Source organism: Bradyrhizobium sp. IC3123 (assembly GCF_020193625.1).
Lineage (GTDB): Bacteria > Pseudomonadota > Alphaproteobacteria > Rhizobiales > Xanthobacteraceae > Bradyrhizobium > Bradyrhizobium yuanmingense.
The window spans coordinates 518,249-536,519 of record NZ_JADYVF010000004.1 but is presented as its reverse complement, the minus strand read 5'-3'; the positions used below and the strand labels follow the sequence as shown (position 1 = coordinate 536,519).

The 18,271-nt window shown below is 65.0% G+C and carries 15 protein-coding genes and 1 pseudogene; 5 read left to right on the top strand and 11 right to left on the bottom strand.

The window, feature by feature from the left end; all coding sequences use genetic code 11:
* Positions 1–38 precede the first annotated feature (38 nt).
* From I6F20_RS16900 to I6F20_RS16890, 3 genes are all read right to left on the bottom strand, one after another.
* Complete coding sequence (locus tag I6F20_RS16900) at positions 39–1,301, bottom strand: adenylate/guanylate cyclase domain-containing protein (protein WP_051057161.1); 1,263 nt, start codon at positions 1,299–1,301, stop codon at positions 39–41.
* A 373-nt stretch (positions 1,302–1,674) separates the two neighbouring features.
* Positions 1,675–2,493: a type I methionyl aminopeptidase gene (map, locus tag I6F20_RS16895; protein ID WP_036014218.1), complete on the bottom strand. Its 819-nt coding sequence runs from the start codon at positions 2,491–2,493 to the stop codon at positions 1,675–1,677.
* 120 nt (positions 2,494–2,613) lie between these two features.
* Complete coding sequence (locus tag I6F20_RS16890; RefSeq protein WP_036014217.1) at positions 2,614–3,930, bottom strand: mechanosensitive ion channel family protein; 1,317 nt, start codon at positions 3,928–3,930, stop codon at positions 2,614–2,616.
* A gap of 208 nt (positions 3,931–4,138) precedes the next feature.
* Here I6F20_RS16890 and I6F20_RS16885 point away from each other — a divergent pair, with 208 nt between their 5' ends.
* Positions 4,139–5,932: a potassium/proton antiporter gene (locus I6F20_RS16885; RefSeq protein ID WP_225127050.1), complete on the top strand. Its 1,794-nt coding sequence runs from the start codon at positions 4,139–4,141 to the stop codon at positions 5,930–5,932.
* 136 nt (positions 5,933–6,068) lie between these two features.
* The gene (locus tag I6F20_RS16880) at positions 6,069–6,329 is read left to right on the top strand and encodes a PepSY domain-containing protein (RefSeq protein ID WP_036014215.1); all 261 of its coding nucleotides are present in this window, start codon (positions 6,069–6,071) and stop codon (positions 6,327–6,329) included.
* A gap of 15 nt (positions 6,330–6,344) precedes the next feature.
* On the opposite strand, the gene modC is transcribed toward I6F20_RS16880, so the two are convergent.
* From modC to mepA, 4 genes are all read right to left on the bottom strand, one after another.
* Positions 6,345–7,007 carry a molybdenum ABC transporter ATP-binding protein gene (modC, locus tag I6F20_RS16875; protein ID WP_036014214.1) on the bottom strand — a complete coding sequence of 221 codons (663 nt, stop codon included), beginning with the start codon at positions 7,005–7,007 and terminating at the stop codon, positions 6,345–6,347.
* 2 nt (positions 7,008–7,009) lie between these two features.
* Positions 7,010–7,705 carry a molybdate ABC transporter permease subunit gene (gene modB, locus I6F20_RS16870; RefSeq protein ID WP_225114603.1) on the bottom strand — a complete coding sequence of 232 codons (696 nt, stop codon included), beginning with the start codon at positions 7,703–7,705 and terminating at the stop codon, positions 7,010–7,012.
* A gap of 67 nt (positions 7,706–7,772) precedes the next feature.
* A complete protein-coding gene (modA, locus tag I6F20_RS16865) occupies positions 7,773–8,558 on the bottom strand; it encodes a molybdate ABC transporter substrate-binding protein (RefSeq protein WP_225127049.1) in 786 nt (261 codons plus the stop codon).
* 367 nt (positions 8,559–8,925) lie between these two features.
* Complete coding sequence (gene mepA, locus I6F20_RS16860; protein ID WP_225127048.1) at positions 8,926–9,870, bottom strand: penicillin-insensitive murein endopeptidase; 945 nt, start codon at positions 9,868–9,870, stop codon at positions 8,926–8,928.
* Positions 9,871–10,322: 452 nt separating this feature from the next.
* Between mepA and I6F20_RS16855 the strand changes: the two genes are divergently transcribed.
* Both I6F20_RS16855 and I6F20_RS16850 read left to right on the top strand, forming a co-directional pair.
* Positions 10,323–12,488 (top strand): EAL domain-containing protein, encoded by a 2,166-nt coding sequence (locus I6F20_RS16855; RefSeq protein WP_225127047.1) that lies wholly within the window; start codon positions 10,323–10,325, stop codon positions 12,486–12,488.
* Positions 12,489–12,734: 246 nt separating this feature from the next.
* Positions 12,735–12,899 (top strand): helix-turn-helix domain-containing protein, encoded by a 165-nt coding sequence (locus I6F20_RS16850; RefSeq protein ID WP_162130849.1) that lies wholly within the window; start codon positions 12,735–12,737, stop codon positions 12,897–12,899.
* Positions 12,900–13,794: 895 nt separating this feature from the next.
* On the opposite strand, the pseudogene I6F20_RS16845 reads toward I6F20_RS16850, so the two are convergent.
* From I6F20_RS16845 to I6F20_RS16830, 4 genes and pseudogenes are all read right to left on the bottom strand, one after another.
* Positions 13,795–14,013 (bottom strand): annotated as a pseudogene (locus tag I6F20_RS16845) (GNAT family N-acetyltransferase); the annotation flags it as partial.
* A gap of 18 nt (positions 14,014–14,031) precedes the next feature.
* Positions 14,032–14,256 (bottom strand): GNAT family N-acetyltransferase, encoded by a 225-nt coding sequence (locus tag I6F20_RS16840; RefSeq protein WP_225127046.1) that lies wholly within the window; start codon positions 14,254–14,256, stop codon positions 14,032–14,034.
* A gap of 82 nt (positions 14,257–14,338) precedes the next feature.
* On the bottom strand, positions 14,339–15,286 hold the full coding sequence (locus tag I6F20_RS16835) for an ABC transporter substrate-binding protein (protein ID WP_225127044.1): 948 nt from the start codon (positions 15,284–15,286) through the stop codon (positions 14,339–14,341).
* Positions 15,287–15,476: 190 nt separating this feature from the next.
* Positions 15,477–16,697 (bottom strand): MFS transporter, encoded by a 1,221-nt coding sequence (locus I6F20_RS16830; protein WP_036026423.1) that lies wholly within the window; start codon positions 16,695–16,697, stop codon positions 15,477–15,479.
* 194 nt (positions 16,698–16,891) lie between these two features.
* Here I6F20_RS16830 and I6F20_RS16825 point away from each other — a divergent pair, with 194 nt between their 5' ends.
* The gene (locus I6F20_RS16825) at positions 16,892–18,193 is read left to right on the top strand and encodes a serine hydrolase domain-containing protein (RefSeq protein WP_225127042.1); all 1,302 of its coding nucleotides are present in this window, start codon (positions 16,892–16,894) and stop codon (positions 18,191–18,193) included.
* Positions 18,194–18,271 lie beyond the last annotated feature (78 nt).

Below are 18,271 nucleotides of genomic sequence, written 5' to 3'. Positions count from 1 at the left end.
GATCAGCCGTTTTTCCCGCCCTTCGTCACAGCTGGCGATCATGGGCCCTGGTGACGCCAGAAGCTATCGTTGGGCACGACGCCTGCGGGATCGGCGGCCAGGTCCGGCCTGATACGATCGAGGAAGTACATCGGGGTGGGCCCCTTGCCCTTCACCTCGATGCTGCCGCGCGGTTCGCAGGTGAAGCGCGCTTTGACCAGGTTCCAGGTCGCCTCGGCAATGTTGATCCGTCCGGGATCGGCGGCCGCCTGCAGACGCGCGGCGACGTTCACCGCGTTGCCCCAGATATCGTAGCTGAACTTGCGCGTTCCGACGACGCCAGCGATGACCGGGCCGGTGTTGATGCCGATTCGCGCCATCCAGAGCGGCAGCCTCAGCCGTTCGCGCTGACGGTTCGCCTTGGCGAGCAGGTCCTGAATCTCGAGCGCCGCCAGCGCGGCATCGACAGCGTGCGTCCGGTTGATCTCGGGCAGGCCGCCGGCACAGAGATAGGCATCGCCGATGGTCTTTATCTTTTCGAGCCGATGGCGCGCAATGATCTCGTCGAACGTGCTGTAGTACTCGTCGAGCTGGTGCACGACCTGCGCCGGCTCGATCGCCTCGACGTGCCGGGTGAAGTCGGCGAAATCGACGAAGAGGATGCTGACCGACTGGTAGAAGCGCGGCCGCACCTTCGCGTTGGCCTTGAGCTCCTCGGCGATCGCAGGGGGGAGGATGTTGAGCAGGAGCGCATCTGATTTGCTCCGCTCCGCCTCCGCCATTGCGCGCGCCTTGTCGAGCTCGGCCAGCATCTCGTCGCGCTCGCGGAGTCTACGTCTGAGCTCGAGCTGAGCCACGGCCTGACGCGAGATCCGCCGCACTGCTTCTTGCTGCTCGAAGCTGAGCTCGCGCGGCTCGAAATCGATGACGCACAGCGTTCCGAGCGCGTATCCCTCCTCGCTGATCAGCGGCATGCCGCAATAGAAGCGCAGCCCGAACTCGCCGGCGACCAACGGCGAATCGCTGAACCTCGGATCCTTCGTGAGGTCAGGCACATACATGAGATCGTCATGGCAGATCGTCGCCTGGCAGATCGAGATCTCCTTGGGCACGTGCGTAAGGTCAGGCGGCAGGCCGCACTTGGCCTTGAGCCATTGTCGCTTGTCGTCGAGGAAGGTCAGCAGCCCGGCGCTGCAGCCGCAGATCTGCGCCGCCAAGTCCGCCAGTTCATCATAGGCGATCTCCGGCGGCGTATCGAGAATGCGATAGGTTTCGAGGGCTTGCTGCCGCGCCTGCTCGTTGTCCGGCAGGTAGATCTTCATGTCGTCCGCCACCGCTCGACAGAACCCGCCATGACCATATCTCCATGCCCAGTCAAGACGCCTGCATTAGAACACCGGAGGCGGATCATGGAAAGGTGCGACTCCCTGCGCAGTCAGCGAAACCGACGTGATTGTGGTCATGCTTTTCCTATCATGCACGTGCTTTCACCTCGACGTCGGCCGCCTGTTGCCCGTCGCGTGCGTCTCAGCGCTGTTGTGCGGGGCCTTCTGGCGAAGGCAAGATCTGGGACGATCAACCGAGACCCGGACTCGGGCCTAGGTCAGTAAGCGCGTCCTCGACGCGTTGGTGCGCAAAGGCAGAATCGCCACCCGCCAAAGGGGGCCGCCGCTAGCAATAGCTGACGCACCGGGCTCACCCGATCTGCTTCTCGCCGTGCCGCGCCGATAGCGTGAAGATCTCGACGCCGGTCGCCGTCACGCCGACCGAGTGCTCGAACTGCGCCGACAGCGAGCGGTCGCGGGTCACCGCGGTCCAGCCGTCGGACAGGATCTTCACGTGCGGCTTGCCGAGATTGATCATCGGCTCGATGGTGAAGAACATGCCGGGCTTGAGCTGCACGCCCTCGCCGGGCCGGCCGATATGGATGATGTTCGGCTCGTCGTGGAACATGCGCCCCAAACCATGGCCGCAGAAATCGCGCACCACGCTCATGCCCTGCGGCTCGACGAAGCTCTGGATGGCATGGCCGATGTCGCCGGTGGTGGCGCCGGGCTTCACCGCGGCGATGCCGCGCATCATGGCTTCATAGGTCACCTCGATCAGCCGCTCCGCCTTGCGGGCGATTGGGCCGATCGCATACATCCGGCTGGAATCGCCATACCAGCCGTCGACGATGAAGGTGACGTCGATGTTGACGATGTCACCCTCCTTCAGCGGACGGTCGCCGGGCATGCCGTGGCAGACAACATGGTTGAGCGAGGTGCAGGTCGAGTAGCGGTAGCCGCGATACATCAGCGTCGCCGGATAGGCACCATGGCTGAAGGCGAAGTCGCGGACGAATTCGTCGATTCTGGAGGTCGGCACGCCCGGCCCGACGATGTCGGTGAGCTCGTCCAGGCACCTGGCCACCAGCGCGCCCGCCTTGCGCATGCCGGCAAAGGCGGCAGGCCCGTGCAGCTTGATCTGTCCGGTCTTGCGCAGGGAGGTCTCGGTGGCGTCGACGTAGCTCATGCGTGTCAGGTCTTCTCGGGCTGATCTCGATGTCGGTGGAAAGGCTTGATTTCAGGCCCCAATCTAATGATTGGCAGGCTTCATGCAAGCCGAAGGGCCTGCTTGGGGGGTGAAAGTGACCTAATTCGGCACTTCCACGGCGGTTTCCACCGGCAGGGCGCCGCCGCGGATACGGATTTCGCGGACGGGATAGGGAACCCGGATGCCCTCGCGCTTGAAGGCGTCCCATAGCTCCAGCATCACGTCGCTCTTGACCTTGTCCATGCCGTCGGGGTCGGCGATCCAGAAGGTCAGCGAGAACTTCATCCCGGCTTCCGCGAACTCGGTCAGGAGACAGGTCGGCGGCTTGCCCTTCTGCGCGCGCGGATGAGCGGCGGCGGTCTCGGCGGCGAGCGTACAAACCAGCTTGGGGTCGGCGTCGTAATTGGTGCCGAAGGCGATCTTCACCAGCGTGTTCTTGTCGGTATAGGTCCAGTTGACGACCTTCTGCGTCACCAGATCCTCGTTCGGGACCAGGAATTCGCGCCCGTCTCCGGCAGCGACGGAAATATAGCGCGTCTTCATCGCGCTGATGCGGCCGGTATTGTCGCCGATGGTGACGAGATCGCCGGGCTTCACCGACTTGTCGGCGAGCAGGATGATGCCCGAGATGAAATTGGCGACGATCTTCTGCAGGCCGATACCGATGCCGACGCCGACCGCGCCCGAGAACACCGCGAGCGCCGACAGGTCGATTCCGACCGCGCCGAGCGCGATCACGATGGCGACCGTGAGCAGCCCGATGCGGATGATCTTGACCAGCAGCACCTGCACCGACGGCGTCAGGTCGGTGGTCGAATTGATCCGGCTCTCGGCGAAATTGCTGGCGATGTTGGTGAGCCAGAGCGCGATCAGCAGCAGCGCGCCGGCCTTCAGCGCCAGGAGGGGGGTCAGCCTGAGGCCGCCGAGCACGATCGCGAAGGAATCCAATAGGTCGACCGTCGCATCGAGCTGGCCGACGATGGAGAGCGCGGCGATGAACCATGCCGTGATCGACACCAGCTTGACGATGAAGGCGTTGCGCAGCACCGAGGTCACGAGCCGGATCACCAGCCAGGCGAAACCCAGCTTGGCTGCGACCATCAGCAGATAGGAGCGGCTCGGCCAGGTCGCGTGATACATCACCACGCGCGAGACGATCACGAGCAGCGTGAACACCGCCGTCGAGGCGCTGGCGACCATGACCCGGACGAAATGCCGGAGCGGCAGCGGCCAGCGCATCGCCAGCGAGGTCAGGTCGACACGGCTGCGAATAGCGGCCTCCGCGGCATAGGCGATGCCGGCGGCGGCCAGGATGAGGCCGAATTGCAGGTAGAACCAGGGTGAGGAGAATTCTGCCCCGACGCTGCGTGCGGTGGTCTGCACGAGCTCCATGAAGTCTTTGAGGTCCATGTCCATCGGGTCTCGTCGGCAAGCGGGGAGGAATTGATTCGAGGGCGCCGGACAATCCCACAAAGGACGCGGCCGGGCCATCGATACACCGTGAAGTGAAGCGCGTTAAGGCCGTAAAACACGGGCAGATTGCCGCGAAGCGCGAAAATGGGTTGGCGCGCGAGTCCACCAACGATAAGGATGAAATTCCAGCGATTTTTTACCCGGAAGGTGGATGGCCTCTCTCGATTCCGTCAGTCTCGCCATATTGCTCGGCGCCGTCCTCGTCATGGCCGGCATCCTCTCCAGCTTGCTGGCGCTGCGCTTCGGCGCGCCCTTGCTGCTCGTCTTCCTCATCATCGGCATGCTCGCCGGCGATTCCGGCCCAGGTCAGCTTCAGTTCGACGACGTCCGCACCACCTATCTGGTCGGCTCCGTCGCGCTCGCCCTGATCCTGTTCGACGGCGGCCTGCGCACGCGCTTTGCCAGCATCCGCACCGTGCTTGCGCCGTCCGTGGTGCTCGCGACAGTCGGCGTGCTGCTGACCGCGCTGGTCACGGCGCCGTTCGCCAAATATGCGCTCGACCTCAACTGGTCGGAGTCGCTGCTGGTCGGGGCGGTGGTGGCCTCGACCGACGCTGCCGCCGTATTCCTGCTGGTGCACACCCAGGGCCTGCGTCTGCGCCCGCGCGTCGGCGCGACGCTGGAGGCCGAATCCGGCACCAACGATCCCTTCGCGATCTTCCTCACCTTGATGCTGGTGGAATACATATCGCTGGGATCGAGCTCGCCCGGCCATGTGCTGATGGAGTTCATCCAGGAGGCGGTGCTGGGTGCCGTCGTCGGCGTGCTCGGCGGCCGCCTCGTCGTCATCGCGCTCAACAAGGTCGCCCTGCCGCAGGGCCTACATGCGCCCTTCGTGACCACGGCCGCGCTCGTGATCTTCGGCGGCTCGCAGATCATGCACGCCTCCGGCTTCCTCGCGGTCTATCTCGCCGGCATCATCATCGGCAACCGGCCGACCCGCGCGCATAATTCGGTGGTGACGTTCCTCGACGCCGCGACCTGGCTGGCGCAGATCGTGATGTTCGTGCTGCTCGGCCTTCTGGTCTCGCCGAGTCGGTTGGGTTCCAGCGTGCTGCCAGCGGTCGCCGTCGCGCTCGTCTTGATGCTGGTGGCGCGCCCGCTCGCGGTGTTCGTGTGCCTGTCGCCGTTCCGCTTCAACTGGCGTGAGAAGATTTTCATCGCCTGGACGGGCCTCCGCGGTGCGGTCGCGATCTTCCTGGCCTCGATCCCGATGCTGGTCGGGTTGCCCAAGGCCTATCTCTATTTCGACGTGGCCTTTGTCGTCGTCATCATCTCGCTTCTGCTGCAAGGCTGGACCCTGGCGCCGGCCGCGCGCAAGCTGCACGTGGCGCTGCCCCGTGCCGACCGCGGCCCCCGCCGCGTCGAGCTCGATCTGCCCGGCCAGCTCGAGCAGCAGCTGGTCGGCTATCCGGTGCGGCCCAAGAGCCTGTATTTCCGCCGCGGCCTGATCCCGTCCTGGTCCAAGCCGACACTGGTGATCCGCAACGAGCACATCCTGACGCCGACGGAGGCCGATCCAATCGCACCGGGCGACTACATCTATCTGCTGGCGCCGCCGGAAAAGGCCGAAGCGCTGGACCGTTTCTTCGTCGACATGCAGCCGAGCACCGCGCCCGATCCGCATCTGCTCGGCGACTTCATGGTCTCCGGCGAGCACACGCTCGCCGAGCTCGCCGCGATCTACGGTGTGAAGGTCGGCGAGGACGACGGCAAGCTGACCCTGGCAGATTATTTCGACGTCCATCTCGACCACGCGCCGAAAGAGGGCGCCGAGCTGCCGCTGGACGAGATCGTGCTGGTCGCACGATCAATCTCCGGCGGCCGCGTCAACGTCGTCGGCCTGCGTCTGCCGGAAGAAGACGAAACGCCGCCGCCGCTGACCCGCGCGCAGGCGGTGAGAAAGAAGCTCGCCGATGTCTGGACTTCGGTCGCCGGAGTTTGACTTGCGAAGAGGAACTGCCACCAAATCGCCGCAACCGCCGAAGTTTTGCGCGGCTTCGTGACATCCGGATCCGGAACGCTCCGCATTGCCTCTCGTTCTAAGCTGTATAGAAGTTTGGACTGACAGGAGTACGCCAATGCGAAAGTTCGCCCTTCCGATCGCGACTGTCCTCGTGCTGGGCGCAGCGGCGCCGGCTATGGCCTACGACACCGGCGATCAGATCTCGATGCAGGTTGCGCTTGACGTCGCGACCGATCTTGGCGTTGCGACGGTGTCGCACACGAACTTCCTCGGCGACGAATGGCAGATTGAGGGCCGCGACCGCGCCGGCCGCTGGATCGAGGTCGATGTGGATGCCCGGACCGGCGAAGTGCGAAACGTCGACCGCGGCTGGTAGCGGGGGTTGGCCCGATCACGTCAGCACCTTCACCCCGCCGAACGACGTCACCCGTCCCTGCTTCAGCATCACGATCTGCGTCGCGAGCTGGCGCAGCTCGGCGACGTCGTGGCTGACATAGACCATCGGCACATTGGCCTCGTCGCGCAGTCGCACCAGGTAGGGCAGGATCTCGAGCTTGCGGCCCTCGTCGAGCGCGCCGAGCGGCTCGTCGAGCAGCAGGAGGCGCGGCTTCGACAGCAGCGCGCGGCCGAGCGCGACGCGCTGGCGCTCGCCGCCGGACAGCTTCCCGGGACGGCGATCCCTGAGCGCGCCGATGTCGAGCAGGTCGATGATGCGCTTGTGCTGCGCCGGATCGGGCGCAAGCCCGTTCATTCGCCGTCCGTAGTCGAGGTTCTGCGCCACGCTCAGATGCGGAAACAGCCGCGCATCTTGGAACACGTAGCCGATGCGGCGGCGGTAAGTGGGCACGTGAATGCCGGCCGCGGTGTCGTCGACGATCTCGCCGTCGATCGCGATGGTGCCGCGATCGGGCCGCAGCAGGCCGGCGATCATGTTGACCAGCGAGCTCTTGCCGGCGCCCGAGGCGCCGAACAGCCCGATGACGCGCCCCTCGCTGCTGAAGGAAGCGGACAGCGAGAATTCACCGAGCTGTTTTTCGACGTCGACGCGCAGCATGGTCAATTCCCGTGCAGCCGCTGCGTGGCGCGGCGGGCGAACCATTCGGCCGCGATCAGCGCACCGATCGCGAGCACGATCGAGACGATCACGAGCCTTCCCGCAGCGGCATCGCCGTCCGGCGTCTGGATCAGCGAATAGATCGCGGACGAAATCGTCTGGGTCTCTCCTGGAATGTTGGAGACGAAGGTGATGGTGGCGCCGAACTCGCCGATCGCCTTGGCAAAGCCCAGCACCATGCCGGCGAGCACGCCCGGCAGCGCCAGCGGCAGCGTCACCGTGAAGAACACTTTCCACGGCGCTGCGCCGAGGGTCTCCGCAGCCTGCTCAAGCCGGCGGTCGATCGCCTCGATCGACAGTCGCATCGGCCGCACCAGCAGCGGAAACGCCATCACGCCGCAGGCGAGCGCAGCACCGGTCCAGCGGAACGCGAAGACGATGCCGAGATGGTCGGCGAGAAAGCTGCCAATGAGGCCTTTGCGACCGAAGCTGAGCAGCAGCAGATAACCGGTGACGACGGGCGGTAGCACCAGGGGCAGATGCACGAGTGCGTCGAGCACCGACTTGCCCCAGAAATCACGCCGCGCGAGCAGCCACGCCAGCGCAATGCCGAACGGCGTCGCGACCAGCGTGGCAATGACGGCGACCCTGAGCGAAAGCAGGATCGCCGTCCATTCGGCGGGAGAGATGTCGAACATCAAGCCGTCATATCAGGTCGCAGAAACAGGTTGCAAAATCAGGTTTGCAGGAATCAGGTCGCAACAATCAGGTTGTGGGGCTGATCAGGAACTTGAAGCCGTATTTTTCCAAGATGGCCTTGGCCGCCGCCGAGCGCAGGAAGGCGAGATAGCCGTTCGCCTCCGGCTTGGCAGTGCTGGTCGCCGCGACCGGATAGATGATCGCAGGATGCGAATCCGCCGGGAAGGTGCCGACGATCTTCACGCCCGGCTCGACCTTGGCGTCGGTGGAATAGACGATGCCGAGCACAGCCTCGCCGCGGGCGACCAGCGTCAGCGCCGCGCGCACGCTCTCGGCCATGGCGAATTTCGGCTCTGCCGCCTGCCAGGCCCCGAGCTTTTCCAGCGCTGCCTTGGCGTATTTGCCTGCCGGTACCGACCTGACGTCACCGGTCGCGATCCTGCCGTCGCCGGCGAGCTTGGCGAGATCGAAACCTGGCGCGATCGTCACGCTGTCGATCTTGGAATCCTTCGGCGCGATCAGCACGATGCTGTTGCCGAGCAGATTCACTCTGGAAGGCTCGTTGATGGTCTTCTTGGCGATCGCGTAGTCCATCCAGTCGGTGTCGGCCGAGACGAACACGTCGGCCGGCGCGCCCTGCTCGATCTGCTTGGCCAGCACCGAGCTAGCGGCATAGCTGACGCTGAACTTGACCCCGGTCCTGGCGGTGTAGGCGGCGTCGATCTCGTCCAGCGCGTTCTTCATCGAGGCGGCGGCGAACACGGTGATGGTCTTGTCCTCGGCCGCGGCGGGCGCGACGGCCGTGCCGGCGAGAATGACGAAGGCGGTGAAAAGTCCTGATAGACGAACCATGGATGCGCTCCGTGCGGGCTCGCGCGCGCAAGGTTGCACGCGCGAAATCTGGCGTTGGCTGGTCAGATGCGACGAGCGGACGCGCTGTTCCACGGTCCCCTAGCGACGGCTTACGGCCGGCGGGGATATCGCAGTGCAAACATAGCAGGCCGTGGCCGCAGGTCAAAGCCGGCCGTTGTCGGCCAGCTTCTATCGGGCCGGCGAGTTCGTCATCCCGGGGCGCGCGTAGCGCGAGCCCGGGATCCATAACCACAGGATTGCGTTGGGCGAAGACTCGGAGTGACCTGCTTCGCGCAAGTATCACTCCCTGTGGTTATGGGTCCCGGGCTCGCCGCGCGCCCCGGGACGACCTCCGTGGCAGCGAACCTTACGGCTTCGCATCCCCTGCATGCAGCACCGCCTTGCAGGTTGCCGGCATTTGCGCGAGCGTCATCGGCGGCTTCGGCTTGGGCGGCTCGGGCGGCGGCTTGGGGTGCAGCACCGCATCGGAGAACCAGTAGGCGAGATCGGCGGGCTTGCAGCCTTCGTCCTCGGCCTGTGACGGCTGGCCCTCGCATTCGCCGGCCCCCGCCGGGCAGTGCATGCGGATGTGGAAGTGGTAGTCGTGGCCCCACCAGGGGCGGATCTTCGACAGCCAGGCGCGGTCGCCCTTGGCCTCGCGGCACAGCGCCTTCTTGATCGCGGCGTTGACGAAGATGCGCTGCACGGCGGGCTCTCGCGCCGCGGCGCGCAGCACCAGGACGTGGCCTGGCGTGAACACCTTGGGATCGATGTCGAGCCGGTCCTGGCGCACCATCATCACCGCCGACATTTCCTCGCGCTCCTCGCGCGAGAGCCGGCGGTCCGGCATCGGCGTCAGCCAGATGTCGGCGTCGAGACCGATCTGGTGGCTGGCATGGCCTGACAGCGCCGGCCCGCCGCGCGGCTGGGCGATGTCGCCGACCAGGATGCCGGGCCAGCCTGCGTCCTTGTGCGCCTTCGCGGCAAGCCGCCTGATCAGCGCGATCATGTCGGGATGACCGTAGCTGCGATTGCGCGACAGCCGCATCACCTGCCAATTGTCGCCGTTGACCGGCATCTGCGCGGCGCCGCCGATGCAGCCCCTGGTGTAGGAGCCGATGATATGGGCCGGCCCCTTCGATGGCAGCAGCTTGCGCGCGAACAATTCCTTGGCGGCGAGATCGGGGTCGTTGGGATTGGCGAGCGACGGCAGCGGCTTCGGGTTGATGCTGCCACGGTCCTGGGCCAGCGCGCCACCGGCGCCCAGGCAGACGAACGAGAGCAGGAGGAGGGTGATGCCGCGGCGACTCATGCTGACGCTCTTATAACCCAATGCTGCACCAGGGTTAAGAACGAGGCGACGAGCCCGCCGCCGGCTCATCGCAGCGCGCCCCGAATCGCGTCTCGACCCGCCGTTTCTTAAGGGTGTAATAACCGTATCCTGCATTGACCAAAATTCGTGCGCAGCGCGCAGAAAATTTTGCGGTTCGCATGCAATCGCGCGCAATTTCGGAACCGATTCAGGCGCGCGCGCAATTTTGCGCCAGATCGCTCATTGATTGCGGCGCCGCACTCAGTCTGATGGCGCCTGCCGCCGCCCGCCACGCCGCGCAAACAGGCAGTAAGCGCGCCGCGCGAGGACCGCGGCTGGCTAAGATTACTTTTTTTTCAGACACTTGCCTCAAAACTTGCGGCCGCTGGACGCGACTGGGACGAGTGAAGTTGAGTTTGGGGTCTCGAAGAACAAGAAAGCGAAAGCAAAGCGTGCTTGCCCGCGCCGGCCAAAAGGCGCGCAAGCCGCGCTTTGCGCGCGCGCACCGTGCCCTTTCCGAACACGACGAAATCCTGCGCAGCCGTGCCGAGGCGGAAGCCGCGATCGCGGAGGCGCGCAAATCCCATGAGCGCCTGCGCCAGGCCATCGACATCCTGCCGCAGGGCATCGTGTTTCTCGACGCCGAAGGCCGCTACGTCCTCTGGAACAAGAAATACGCCGAGATCTACAGCAAGACCGCCGATCTGTTCGAGGAAGGCGCGCGGCTCGAGGACACGCTGCGTATCGGCGTCGCCCGCGGCGACTATCCCGAGGCCATCGGCAATGAAGAAGCCTGGATCGCCGAGCGCCTGCAAAAGCTCTACAAGCCCGGCGCGCGCCACGAGCAGAAGCTGTCGGACGGCCGCGTCATCCTGATCGACGAGCGCTTGACCGATGACGGCGGCGTCGTCGGCCTGCGCGTCGACATCACCGAGCTCAAGCAGCGCGAGGCCTCGTTCCGCCTGCTGTTCGACGGCAATCCCGTGCCCATGATCGTCTGCGCGCTGGACGACGAGCGCATCCTCGGCGTCAACGATGCCGCGGTCGCGCATTATGGCTACAGCCGCACCGAGTTCGAGCGATTGAAGATCCGGTCCTTGCAGGCGTTCGAAAGCGTGCCGCCCTGGACCGTCGATGGGACCGGCGAGGATCAGGCCGGCCGCACCTGGAAGCACGTCAAGGCCGACGGCGCGCTGATCGACCTTGCGATCTATTCCCGCGAATTGACTTATGCCGAGCGGCCCGCGGTGCTGCTCGCGCTGATGGACATCACCGAGCGCAAGCGCGCGGAGGCGCGACTCGCCTTCATGGCCCAGCATGACGGGCTGACCGGTCTGCCCAATCGCAACCTGCTGCGGCAGCAGATGGACGAGATGCTGCTGCACACGCGCCGCGGCTCCGAGAAGGTCGCGCTGCTGATACTAGGGCTCGACAATTTCAAGGCGGTCAACGACACGCTGGGGCATGCGGTCGGCGACAAGCTGCTGCGCGGCGTCGCCAAGCGACTACGCTCCACCTTGCGTGACGAGGATGGGCTGGCCCGCCTCAACTCCGACGAGTTCGCGGTTCTGCAGAGCGGATTGGCTCGGCCGGAAGATGCGGTGGGTCTCGCAAAACGCCTCCTGGCGGCCATTGCCGATCCCTATCTGCTCGACGGTCATTCCGTGGTGATCGGTGCCTCGATCGGCATTGCGATGGCGCCGGGCGACGGCGAGGATTCCGAAAAGCTGCTCAAGAGCGCCGACATGGCGCTGTCGCGCGCCAAGCTGGATGCGCGTGGCAGCTTCGCCTTCTTCGAGGCCGCGCTCGATGCGAAGGCGCAGAGCCGCCGCAAGATCGAGGTCGAGCTGCGCGATGCGATCCAGAATGACGTGCTGCGGCCGTACTACCAGCCGCTGATCGACCTCGCGAGCGGCCGCATCACCGGCTTCGAGGCGCTGGTGCGCTGGCTGCATGCCGAGCGCGGCATGGTGTCGCCGGCCGAGTTCATTCCGGTCGCCGAAGACACCGGCCTGATCAATCCGCTCGGCGGGCTGATGCTGCGCCGGGCCTGCCTCGACGCCGCGGCCTGGCCCGACGACGTCCGCGTCGCGGTCAACCTGTCGCCACTCCAGTTCCGCAGCGGCAATCTGCTCTCGATGGTTACTGACGCGCTGAAACATTCCGGCCTGGCGCCGCGGCGGCTCGAGCTCGAGATCACCGAGACGCTGCTCCTGGAGAAGAGCGCGCAGGTGCTGGCGACACTGCATGCGCTGCGCGCGCTCGGCGTGCGCATCTCCATGGACGATTTCGGCACCGGCTATTCCAGCCTCAGCTACCTACGCAGCTTCCCGTTCGACAAGATCAAGATCGACCAGTCCTTCGTGCGCGATCTCGCGGCCAACCGCGAGGCCCAGGCGATCATCCGCTCGATCGTCAGCCTCGGCAAGGGCCTTGGCGTCACCATCACCGCCGAAGGCGTCGAGACCGAAGCCGAGCTCAGCTGCCTCCGCGCCGAAGGCTGCCATGAGGGCCAGGGCTTCCTGTTCAGCAAGGCCCGGCCGAATGCGGAGATCGTCAGCCTGCTGGCCGCACAGCGCGGCATCGACCGCAACGAGGACGCCGCGCTGGTGGCGTGACCGCTCGCCTCCACGATATCTAAGAACGTACCGCTTCGCCCATCGGCCTCTCCCGCCTTGCCCGGCGCCAGCAGCCTTGATCTGCCTCAACAACGAGGCCAAAGGCCGGGGCGCATGACAGCGCGGCGTCGGTCAATTTCCGTTTGGAGGTTCGGACGGCTAATGGCCCGGGCGCGCCACCCGTAAATTTCCCAAGTGCGGACCGTCAGCTGCCGTCGTTAAGTCGTGCGGTCGTGGGGTCGCACCATGAAGACACCGAAGCCGAAGCAATGGGCCGAGCAGGAGGTTCGACGGCTGGTCACGCTGGCCCGGCAGGGCATTGGGGTATCGAAGATTGCCGCCGAACTGGGCCGCCACGCCGGATCAGTCAGGCGAATGGCGCGAGCGAAAGGAATATTGTTGAAGAAATAGTCGCCGGTAGGGCAGGCGCTGCCTGATCGACGAGGCGCGTGGACGGCGCCCTACAGCCCGAAGCCTCGGCCGATGTCCCGCACAAGGCTGGGCGCAGCCTCAGTATTGCGACCATGGGAGAGCGCTCGATCGAGCCGAGACAAGATGCCTTTTCCGAAGAGCGCTATAGCGATGCTTCTGAGCATGGTTGTGGATCGGGTTTGGACGATGCTGCGAAAGTTCAAAACGGCCCCAGCCGCAGGATGGGGTAACAGCCGGGGCCGGCATTCCCATTCCAATGTGCCGCACCGGCGGTGGGCGGCACTCTTCAGGTTAGGCATACAGAAGCTAACAAATTATTCTGTTTCGCTCTCACCTCGCGTCGGCCGTGGCCGATTGTATCATAGCGTGCTCACGGTGAAGCGGTGAGCGAACCGAGCAATGGTCGACATGCTCGAGCGGCGCATCATTGGCCAAGTGCTCCCAATATTCAGCTTCCGCGAGTAGTTTCCAACCTCGATCCGGATGACGCGCGGCTGTCTGACGGCACAATAATGCCATCGCGCGCAGGCGACCCGCAGTATCCATCTGCTCCTCCCATTATATTCTTGTTGATTGCACCCTATTTTCTTTTTTTGCGTCGGAGTCATTACGATTATGTCGCAAAACTAATTTCCACTTTTCGAAGCGCGACTCGACTTTCGTTGCGGCTACAAATCGCGCATCGAACACAACTGGCGCAATTCAGCTCGTATCGGTAGATCGAGACCGGACCATCAGGCTTCGTGCTTACTAATCAGAACTGGCAAGAACGGCGAGATACTCGCGCCCGTCCGTCGGCGATGGGTTCCGCAAGAGCTCGAACTACCACCACGCGTCGGGCTCTCCGCGGCGATTGCCATGGTGTGGACCAGGTCTAGGTCCGCTCGATGAGCACCCGCTCCATGATGATCGTGCGTTCGTCCCCATAATAGCTGTTGCGCACGGCATTGAACCCCAGTCGCGCATAGAAGGTCTCTGCAGTGACCGATGAACGGACCGTCAAGGACGGAATGTTCCGCTCGCGCGCCGTGCGCTCGATCTCGGCCATCAGCAGCTTGCCGATCCCGCGAGCCTGAACGTCCGGAGCAACGAAGACTGTGCGGACGACGCTTCAGTCGAGGCTTGCCGTTCCGACCAGGCGGCCGCCGATCGTCGCGACGAAAACGGTGCGCTGCCCGATCAGCCGGCGCACGGCATCCGGGCCGAAGCTGGGCTCGATCCGCGCGATGATCTCCGCCGTATAGTCCCTTGCATTAGTTTCGCGCAGCGCACGCAAGATGACCGCGCTGATGGCCGCGGCGTCATCGTCGAGCGCGGGCCGGATGCTGCATTCCATGAACTGCTCCGCCGAAGCTTCGCGAATGACTGGATTTGAGCCCGCCTCACGGCGCGGCAATCGGCGGATTTTCAACGACCCGTCACTCGATCAAGTCGTCCGTCAGCACGAGGATGGTGGGCGGGATCGTCACGCCAAGCGCACGCGCAGTCTTGAGATTGACGGCCAGCTCGAATTTGGTTGGCAGCTGGATTGGCATATTTGCCGGCTTTTGTCCCTTCAGGATCAGATCAACATAGCCCGCCGCGCGACGAAACAGGTCGCCGATGTCGGCACCATAGCTGATCAGAGCGCCGGCATGGGCGAACTCCTTCTGCTGGCCGATGACGGCGATCTTCATGTCGATGCCGATACGGCAAATTGCGTCCTGCATCGCGGCGGTCATGTAGTCGCGAATGACAATCACGGCGTTGCCGCCGGCGCCCGCGAGCACGTTGAATTGCTCGGCAACCGCCGCCGGCGACGCGCTCGTCAGTCCGAGGCGCACCGGTTCCAGCCCGGCGCGTCGTGCTTCCTCGATGGTTTGCGCGCCCCAGGCGCTGAAGGTCGGGTCCGTCGCATTGTTCAAGACGCCGATCCGCTTCAGCGAGGGCAGGATCTCCCGGATCATCTCGATGCGCTTGGCCGACATCTCCTCGCCGAACGCGGCGAAGCCGGTGAGACTGCCGCCCGGCCGCGCGAGGCTCTGAAACAATTCAGGGTCGCTTTGCACCGCAGGCAGCGCCACGGCGACGACGGGAATATTGGTTTTCCTGATGATCGCGCGTGCTGCGGCCGGGCCGGGCGAAAGCAGCACGTCCACCTGTCTGGCCACGAGGTCGTCGATCAATGCAAGGCCCCGCGACACATCGCCGGCCGTCGAGTGGGCCTCGATGACGATGGTGCGGCCCTCCACGTAACCCAGCTCGGCCAGCGCCTTCCGGAACGGAACGAGCACCGCATTGTCGATTTCCGGCGTGGCAAATCCGACGAATCCCACGACCGGAACGCGCTTTTGGGCCAAGGCTTCGCGCGCCGATATCGCCGTCATTCCCAAGAAGCTCAGAAACGTCCGCCGCCTCATTTGGCCTCTCGCGATGCCAGAACGATCTGATCACAAGGGCAATGGTACACGAAGATAATCGGTGCCAGAAGGCAGGAAGTAGGATGACCGAGGGAGGCGAAATCCATCAAACTTACATTTATGCAAAGTCAGATCCGGTATTCGCCACTGTCCGGTGTCACGCCGTCGCGCGGCTAAGATCGAGCGATGGCCTGCGCCGCGTCGGAAAACTCAGCGCCACCGCGACCGCCGCAAGCCCGATCGCGAAGGAGCCGGCGTGCAGCCAGGTGTATTGCTGGAAAGTATCGAACACGATCCCGCCGGCCCAGGGCCCGAGCGCCATGCCGAGGCTGGCGAAGGCCGACACGGCACCGAACACCGTGCCCATAATGCGCGCGCCGAAGAACTCGCGGACCAGCACCGCATAGAGCGGCATCACCCCACCATAGGCGAGGCCGAACACGACCGAGAGCGCGTAGAACTCGCCGAGCTGCGCCACCGCCAGATAGGTCGCAATGCACATCGCCTGCACGAACAGCCCGCCGACAAGGACCGGTTTCGCGCCGATGCGATCGGCCAGCGCGCCCAGCAGCAGGCGTCCGCCGAGGCCTGAGACGCCGGCGACGCTATAGACCGTCACTGCCGTGAGCGGAGCGATGCCGCAGACCATCGCATAGGACACCATGTGGAAGATCGGGCCGGAATGCGCCGCGCAGCAGGCGAAATGCGCCGCTGCGAGCGCGATGAATTGCGGCGTGCGCAGCGCCTGCGCCGCGCCCATCTCGACCTCTGGCGCCGCGTCCGTCGTTGCGGAGCCCGCGGCTGGCGGCGCCGGACGTACCAGGAAGCAGGCGGGGATCAACAGCGCCCACGAAGCGATGCCGATCGTCAGCATCGCGGTGCGCCAATCATACGCCGTGATCAGCCAGCTCGCGGCCGGCGCGACCGTCACCGGGGACACGCCCATGCCGGCCGAGACCAGCGCCACCGCGAGGCTGCGGTTCTTTTCGATCCAGGCGCTCGCGAGCGCCATCATCGGTGCGTAGAAGCTGCCCACGGCGATCCCGATCAGCACGCCGAAGCAAAGCTGGAATTGCCACAGGCTTGCTGCCTGGCTCGCTGTGACGAGACCTAGTCCCAGCAGAACGCTTCCCGAGAGCACCACGATGCGGGTGCCGAACCGGTCCGACAGCGTGCCCCATAGGAATGCGGCGAATCCCATAAAGAGGAAATCCAGCGTCGCGGCAGCCGACACCCCGGCGCGCGACCAGCCCATCGCCTCCGAGATCGGCTGCAGGAACACCGCCAGCGACAGCATCGTGCCGAACCCGATGCAGGTCATCAGCGCCCCCGCGGCGACAACGACCCAGCCATAGTCGAAACGTGACGGCTTGCTCATGCGTTTCCTTGGCGCTTTTGCTCTTGTTGATGGTGCGCGGCAGGGATGGTGACTGATCCGCGGGGCGAGAGCAAGGCGGGTTGCCACCGCAGGCTGACACGGCCCGCCCGCAATGATAGCATGCCGCGCGTCACCAGCCTGCGATGTTGTTCTCGTGAAGCGCACACCCACCAACGTGCGGGGAGGCAAGTGCAATGAACTGGGGAGCGTCGTTTAGGCCGCGCGGGTGCCGCCGGCTTTTCCTGCCCGTCATTTTTGCCTCTGCGCTCTCGGCGCCGCTCGCATGCGCGCAGGACGTCCGAAGCGCGCCCGCCGCGCCGGGGCCGGTCTTTTCGGATAGCGGTCCCGATGCCGAGCTCTACGGCGCGGCTGAAGGCTATCCGGTCGGCACGCGCGGCGCCGCTCCCCCGCTCGACAAGCTCGTCGGCAGCTACAGCCATTTCGGCGAGATCTATCCCTCGCGCCGGGTCGCTCGCGCGACGACGCTCTGGCAATTCAAGCGCGCGCCGGAGCCACAGGTCACCTACAGTCTTGGCACCGAAAAGCTCGGCATTGCGGACTACCTCAAGCGCAACCCGGCGACGGGCCTCCTGATCGCCAGGGACGACACCATCCTGTACGAGCACTATCAATATGCACGGACCGACCACCACCGCTTTGTTTCGATGTCCATGGCCAAGACTCTGGTAGCCATGCTGGTCGGGATCGCGGTCTCGGAGGGACGGATCAAGTCGATCGACGACCTCGTCGCGACCTATGTCGACGGCCTTGCAGGCACGGAATATGGCAACACGTCCATCCGCGCCTTGTTGAACATGTCGTCGGGCGTCGAATTCTCGGAAGTCTATGACGGGAACGACGACATCGCCCGGCTTGGGCGGGCCTTGTTCGCCGGCCCGCCGAAAGATCCCGCCGCCATCGTCGCGCAGTTCAACACGCGGACCGCGCCGCCAGGCACCAAATTCCACTATGCCAGCGTTGAAACGGAGATACTCGGCTTGGTCCTGCGCGCCGCCACGGGCACGCCGGTCGCCGACTATCTCCGCGACCGGATCTGGGACCCCATCGGCACCGAGGCGGACGCCTCCTGGGTGATCGACGGCAGCGGGCAGGAGATCGCCTATTGCTGCTTCAACGCGACCTTGCGCGATTATGCGCGCTTGGCCCGGTTGCTCGCCCATGACGGCGCCTGGGAAGGCCGGCAGCTGATCCCCCGGCAGTGGCTGCTGGATGCCACGACCGTCAGGCCAGAGGAGGGTCATCTCGCTCCGCGCGTGGCCACGCGCTATTTCGGCTACGGCTATCAGGTGTGGCTCCTCCCCGGCGAGCAGCGCCGATTTGCCCTCATCGGCATTCGCGGTCAGCTCATCCTGGTCGATCCCGCCTCCAAGCTCGTCATGGTGCACACGGCCGTTCGCCAGAAGCCGAACGAACCCGGAGCCTTCAGGGAGCCGCTCGCGTTGTGGTCTGCTGTGCTGCAGCAGCTCGGGCAATGATCAATTGCTGATGCCTGCCAATGGCATACAGCCGCGCTGGCGCGGTCGGTCGCGTCGGAAAGCCGCGGTTGCATTGAA

What these genes read in the sequence shown, in the direction of transcription:
- I6F20_RS16830 (WP_036026423.1), bottom strand. Translation starts at nt 16,697, where the DNA reads ATGAGCAAGCCGTCACGTTTCGACTATGGCTGGGTCGTTGTCGCCGCG.
- I6F20_RS16840 (WP_225127046.1), bottom strand. Translation starts at nt 14,256, where the DNA reads ATGGAATGCAGCATCCGGCCCGCGCTCGACGATGACGCCGCGGCCATC.
- map (WP_036014218.1), bottom strand. Translation starts at nt 2,493, where the DNA reads ATGAGCTACGTCGACGCCACCGAGACCTCCCTGCGCAAGACCGGACAG.
- modA (WP_225127049.1), bottom strand. Translation starts at nt 8,558, where the DNA reads ATGGTTCGTCTATCAGGACTTTTCACCGCCTTCGTCATTCTCGCCGGC.
- modB (WP_225114603.1), bottom strand. Translation starts at nt 7,705, where the DNA reads ATGTTCGACATCTCTCCCGCCGAATGGACGGCGATCCTGCTTTCGCTC.
- I6F20_RS16880 (WP_036014215.1), top strand. Translation starts at nt 6,069, where the DNA reads ATGCGAAAGTTCGCCCTTCCGATCGCGACTGTCCTCGTGCTGGGCGCA.
- I6F20_RS16885 (WP_225127050.1), top strand. Translation starts at nt 4,139, where the DNA reads ATGGCCTCTCTCGATTCCGTCAGTCTCGCCATATTGCTCGGCGCCGTC.
- I6F20_RS16825 (WP_225127042.1), top strand. Translation starts at nt 16,892, where the DNA reads ATGAACTGGGGAGCGTCGTTTAGGCCGCGCGGGTGCCGCCGGCTTTTC.
- I6F20_RS16835 (WP_225127044.1), bottom strand. Translation starts at nt 15,286, where the DNA reads ATGACGGCGATATCGGCGCGCGAAGCCTTGGCCCAAAAGCGCGTTCCG.
- modC (WP_036014214.1), bottom strand. Translation starts at nt 7,007, where the DNA reads ATGCTGCGCGTCGACGTCGAAAAACAGCTCGGTGAATTCTCGCTGTCC.
- I6F20_RS16890 (WP_036014217.1), bottom strand. Translation starts at nt 3,930, where the DNA reads ATGGACATGGACCTCAAAGACTTCATGGAGCTCGTGCAGACCACCGCA.
- mepA (WP_225127048.1), bottom strand. Translation starts at nt 9,870, where the DNA reads ATGAGTCGCCGCGGCATCACCCTCCTCCTGCTCTCGTTCGTCTGCCTG.
- I6F20_RS16850 (WP_162130849.1), top strand. Translation starts at nt 12,735, where the DNA reads ATGAAGACACCGAAGCCGAAGCAATGGGCCGAGCAGGAGGTTCGACGG.
- I6F20_RS16900 (WP_051057161.1), bottom strand. Translation starts at nt 1,301, where the DNA reads ATGAAGATCTACCTGCCGGACAACGAGCAGGCGCGGCAGCAAGCCCTC.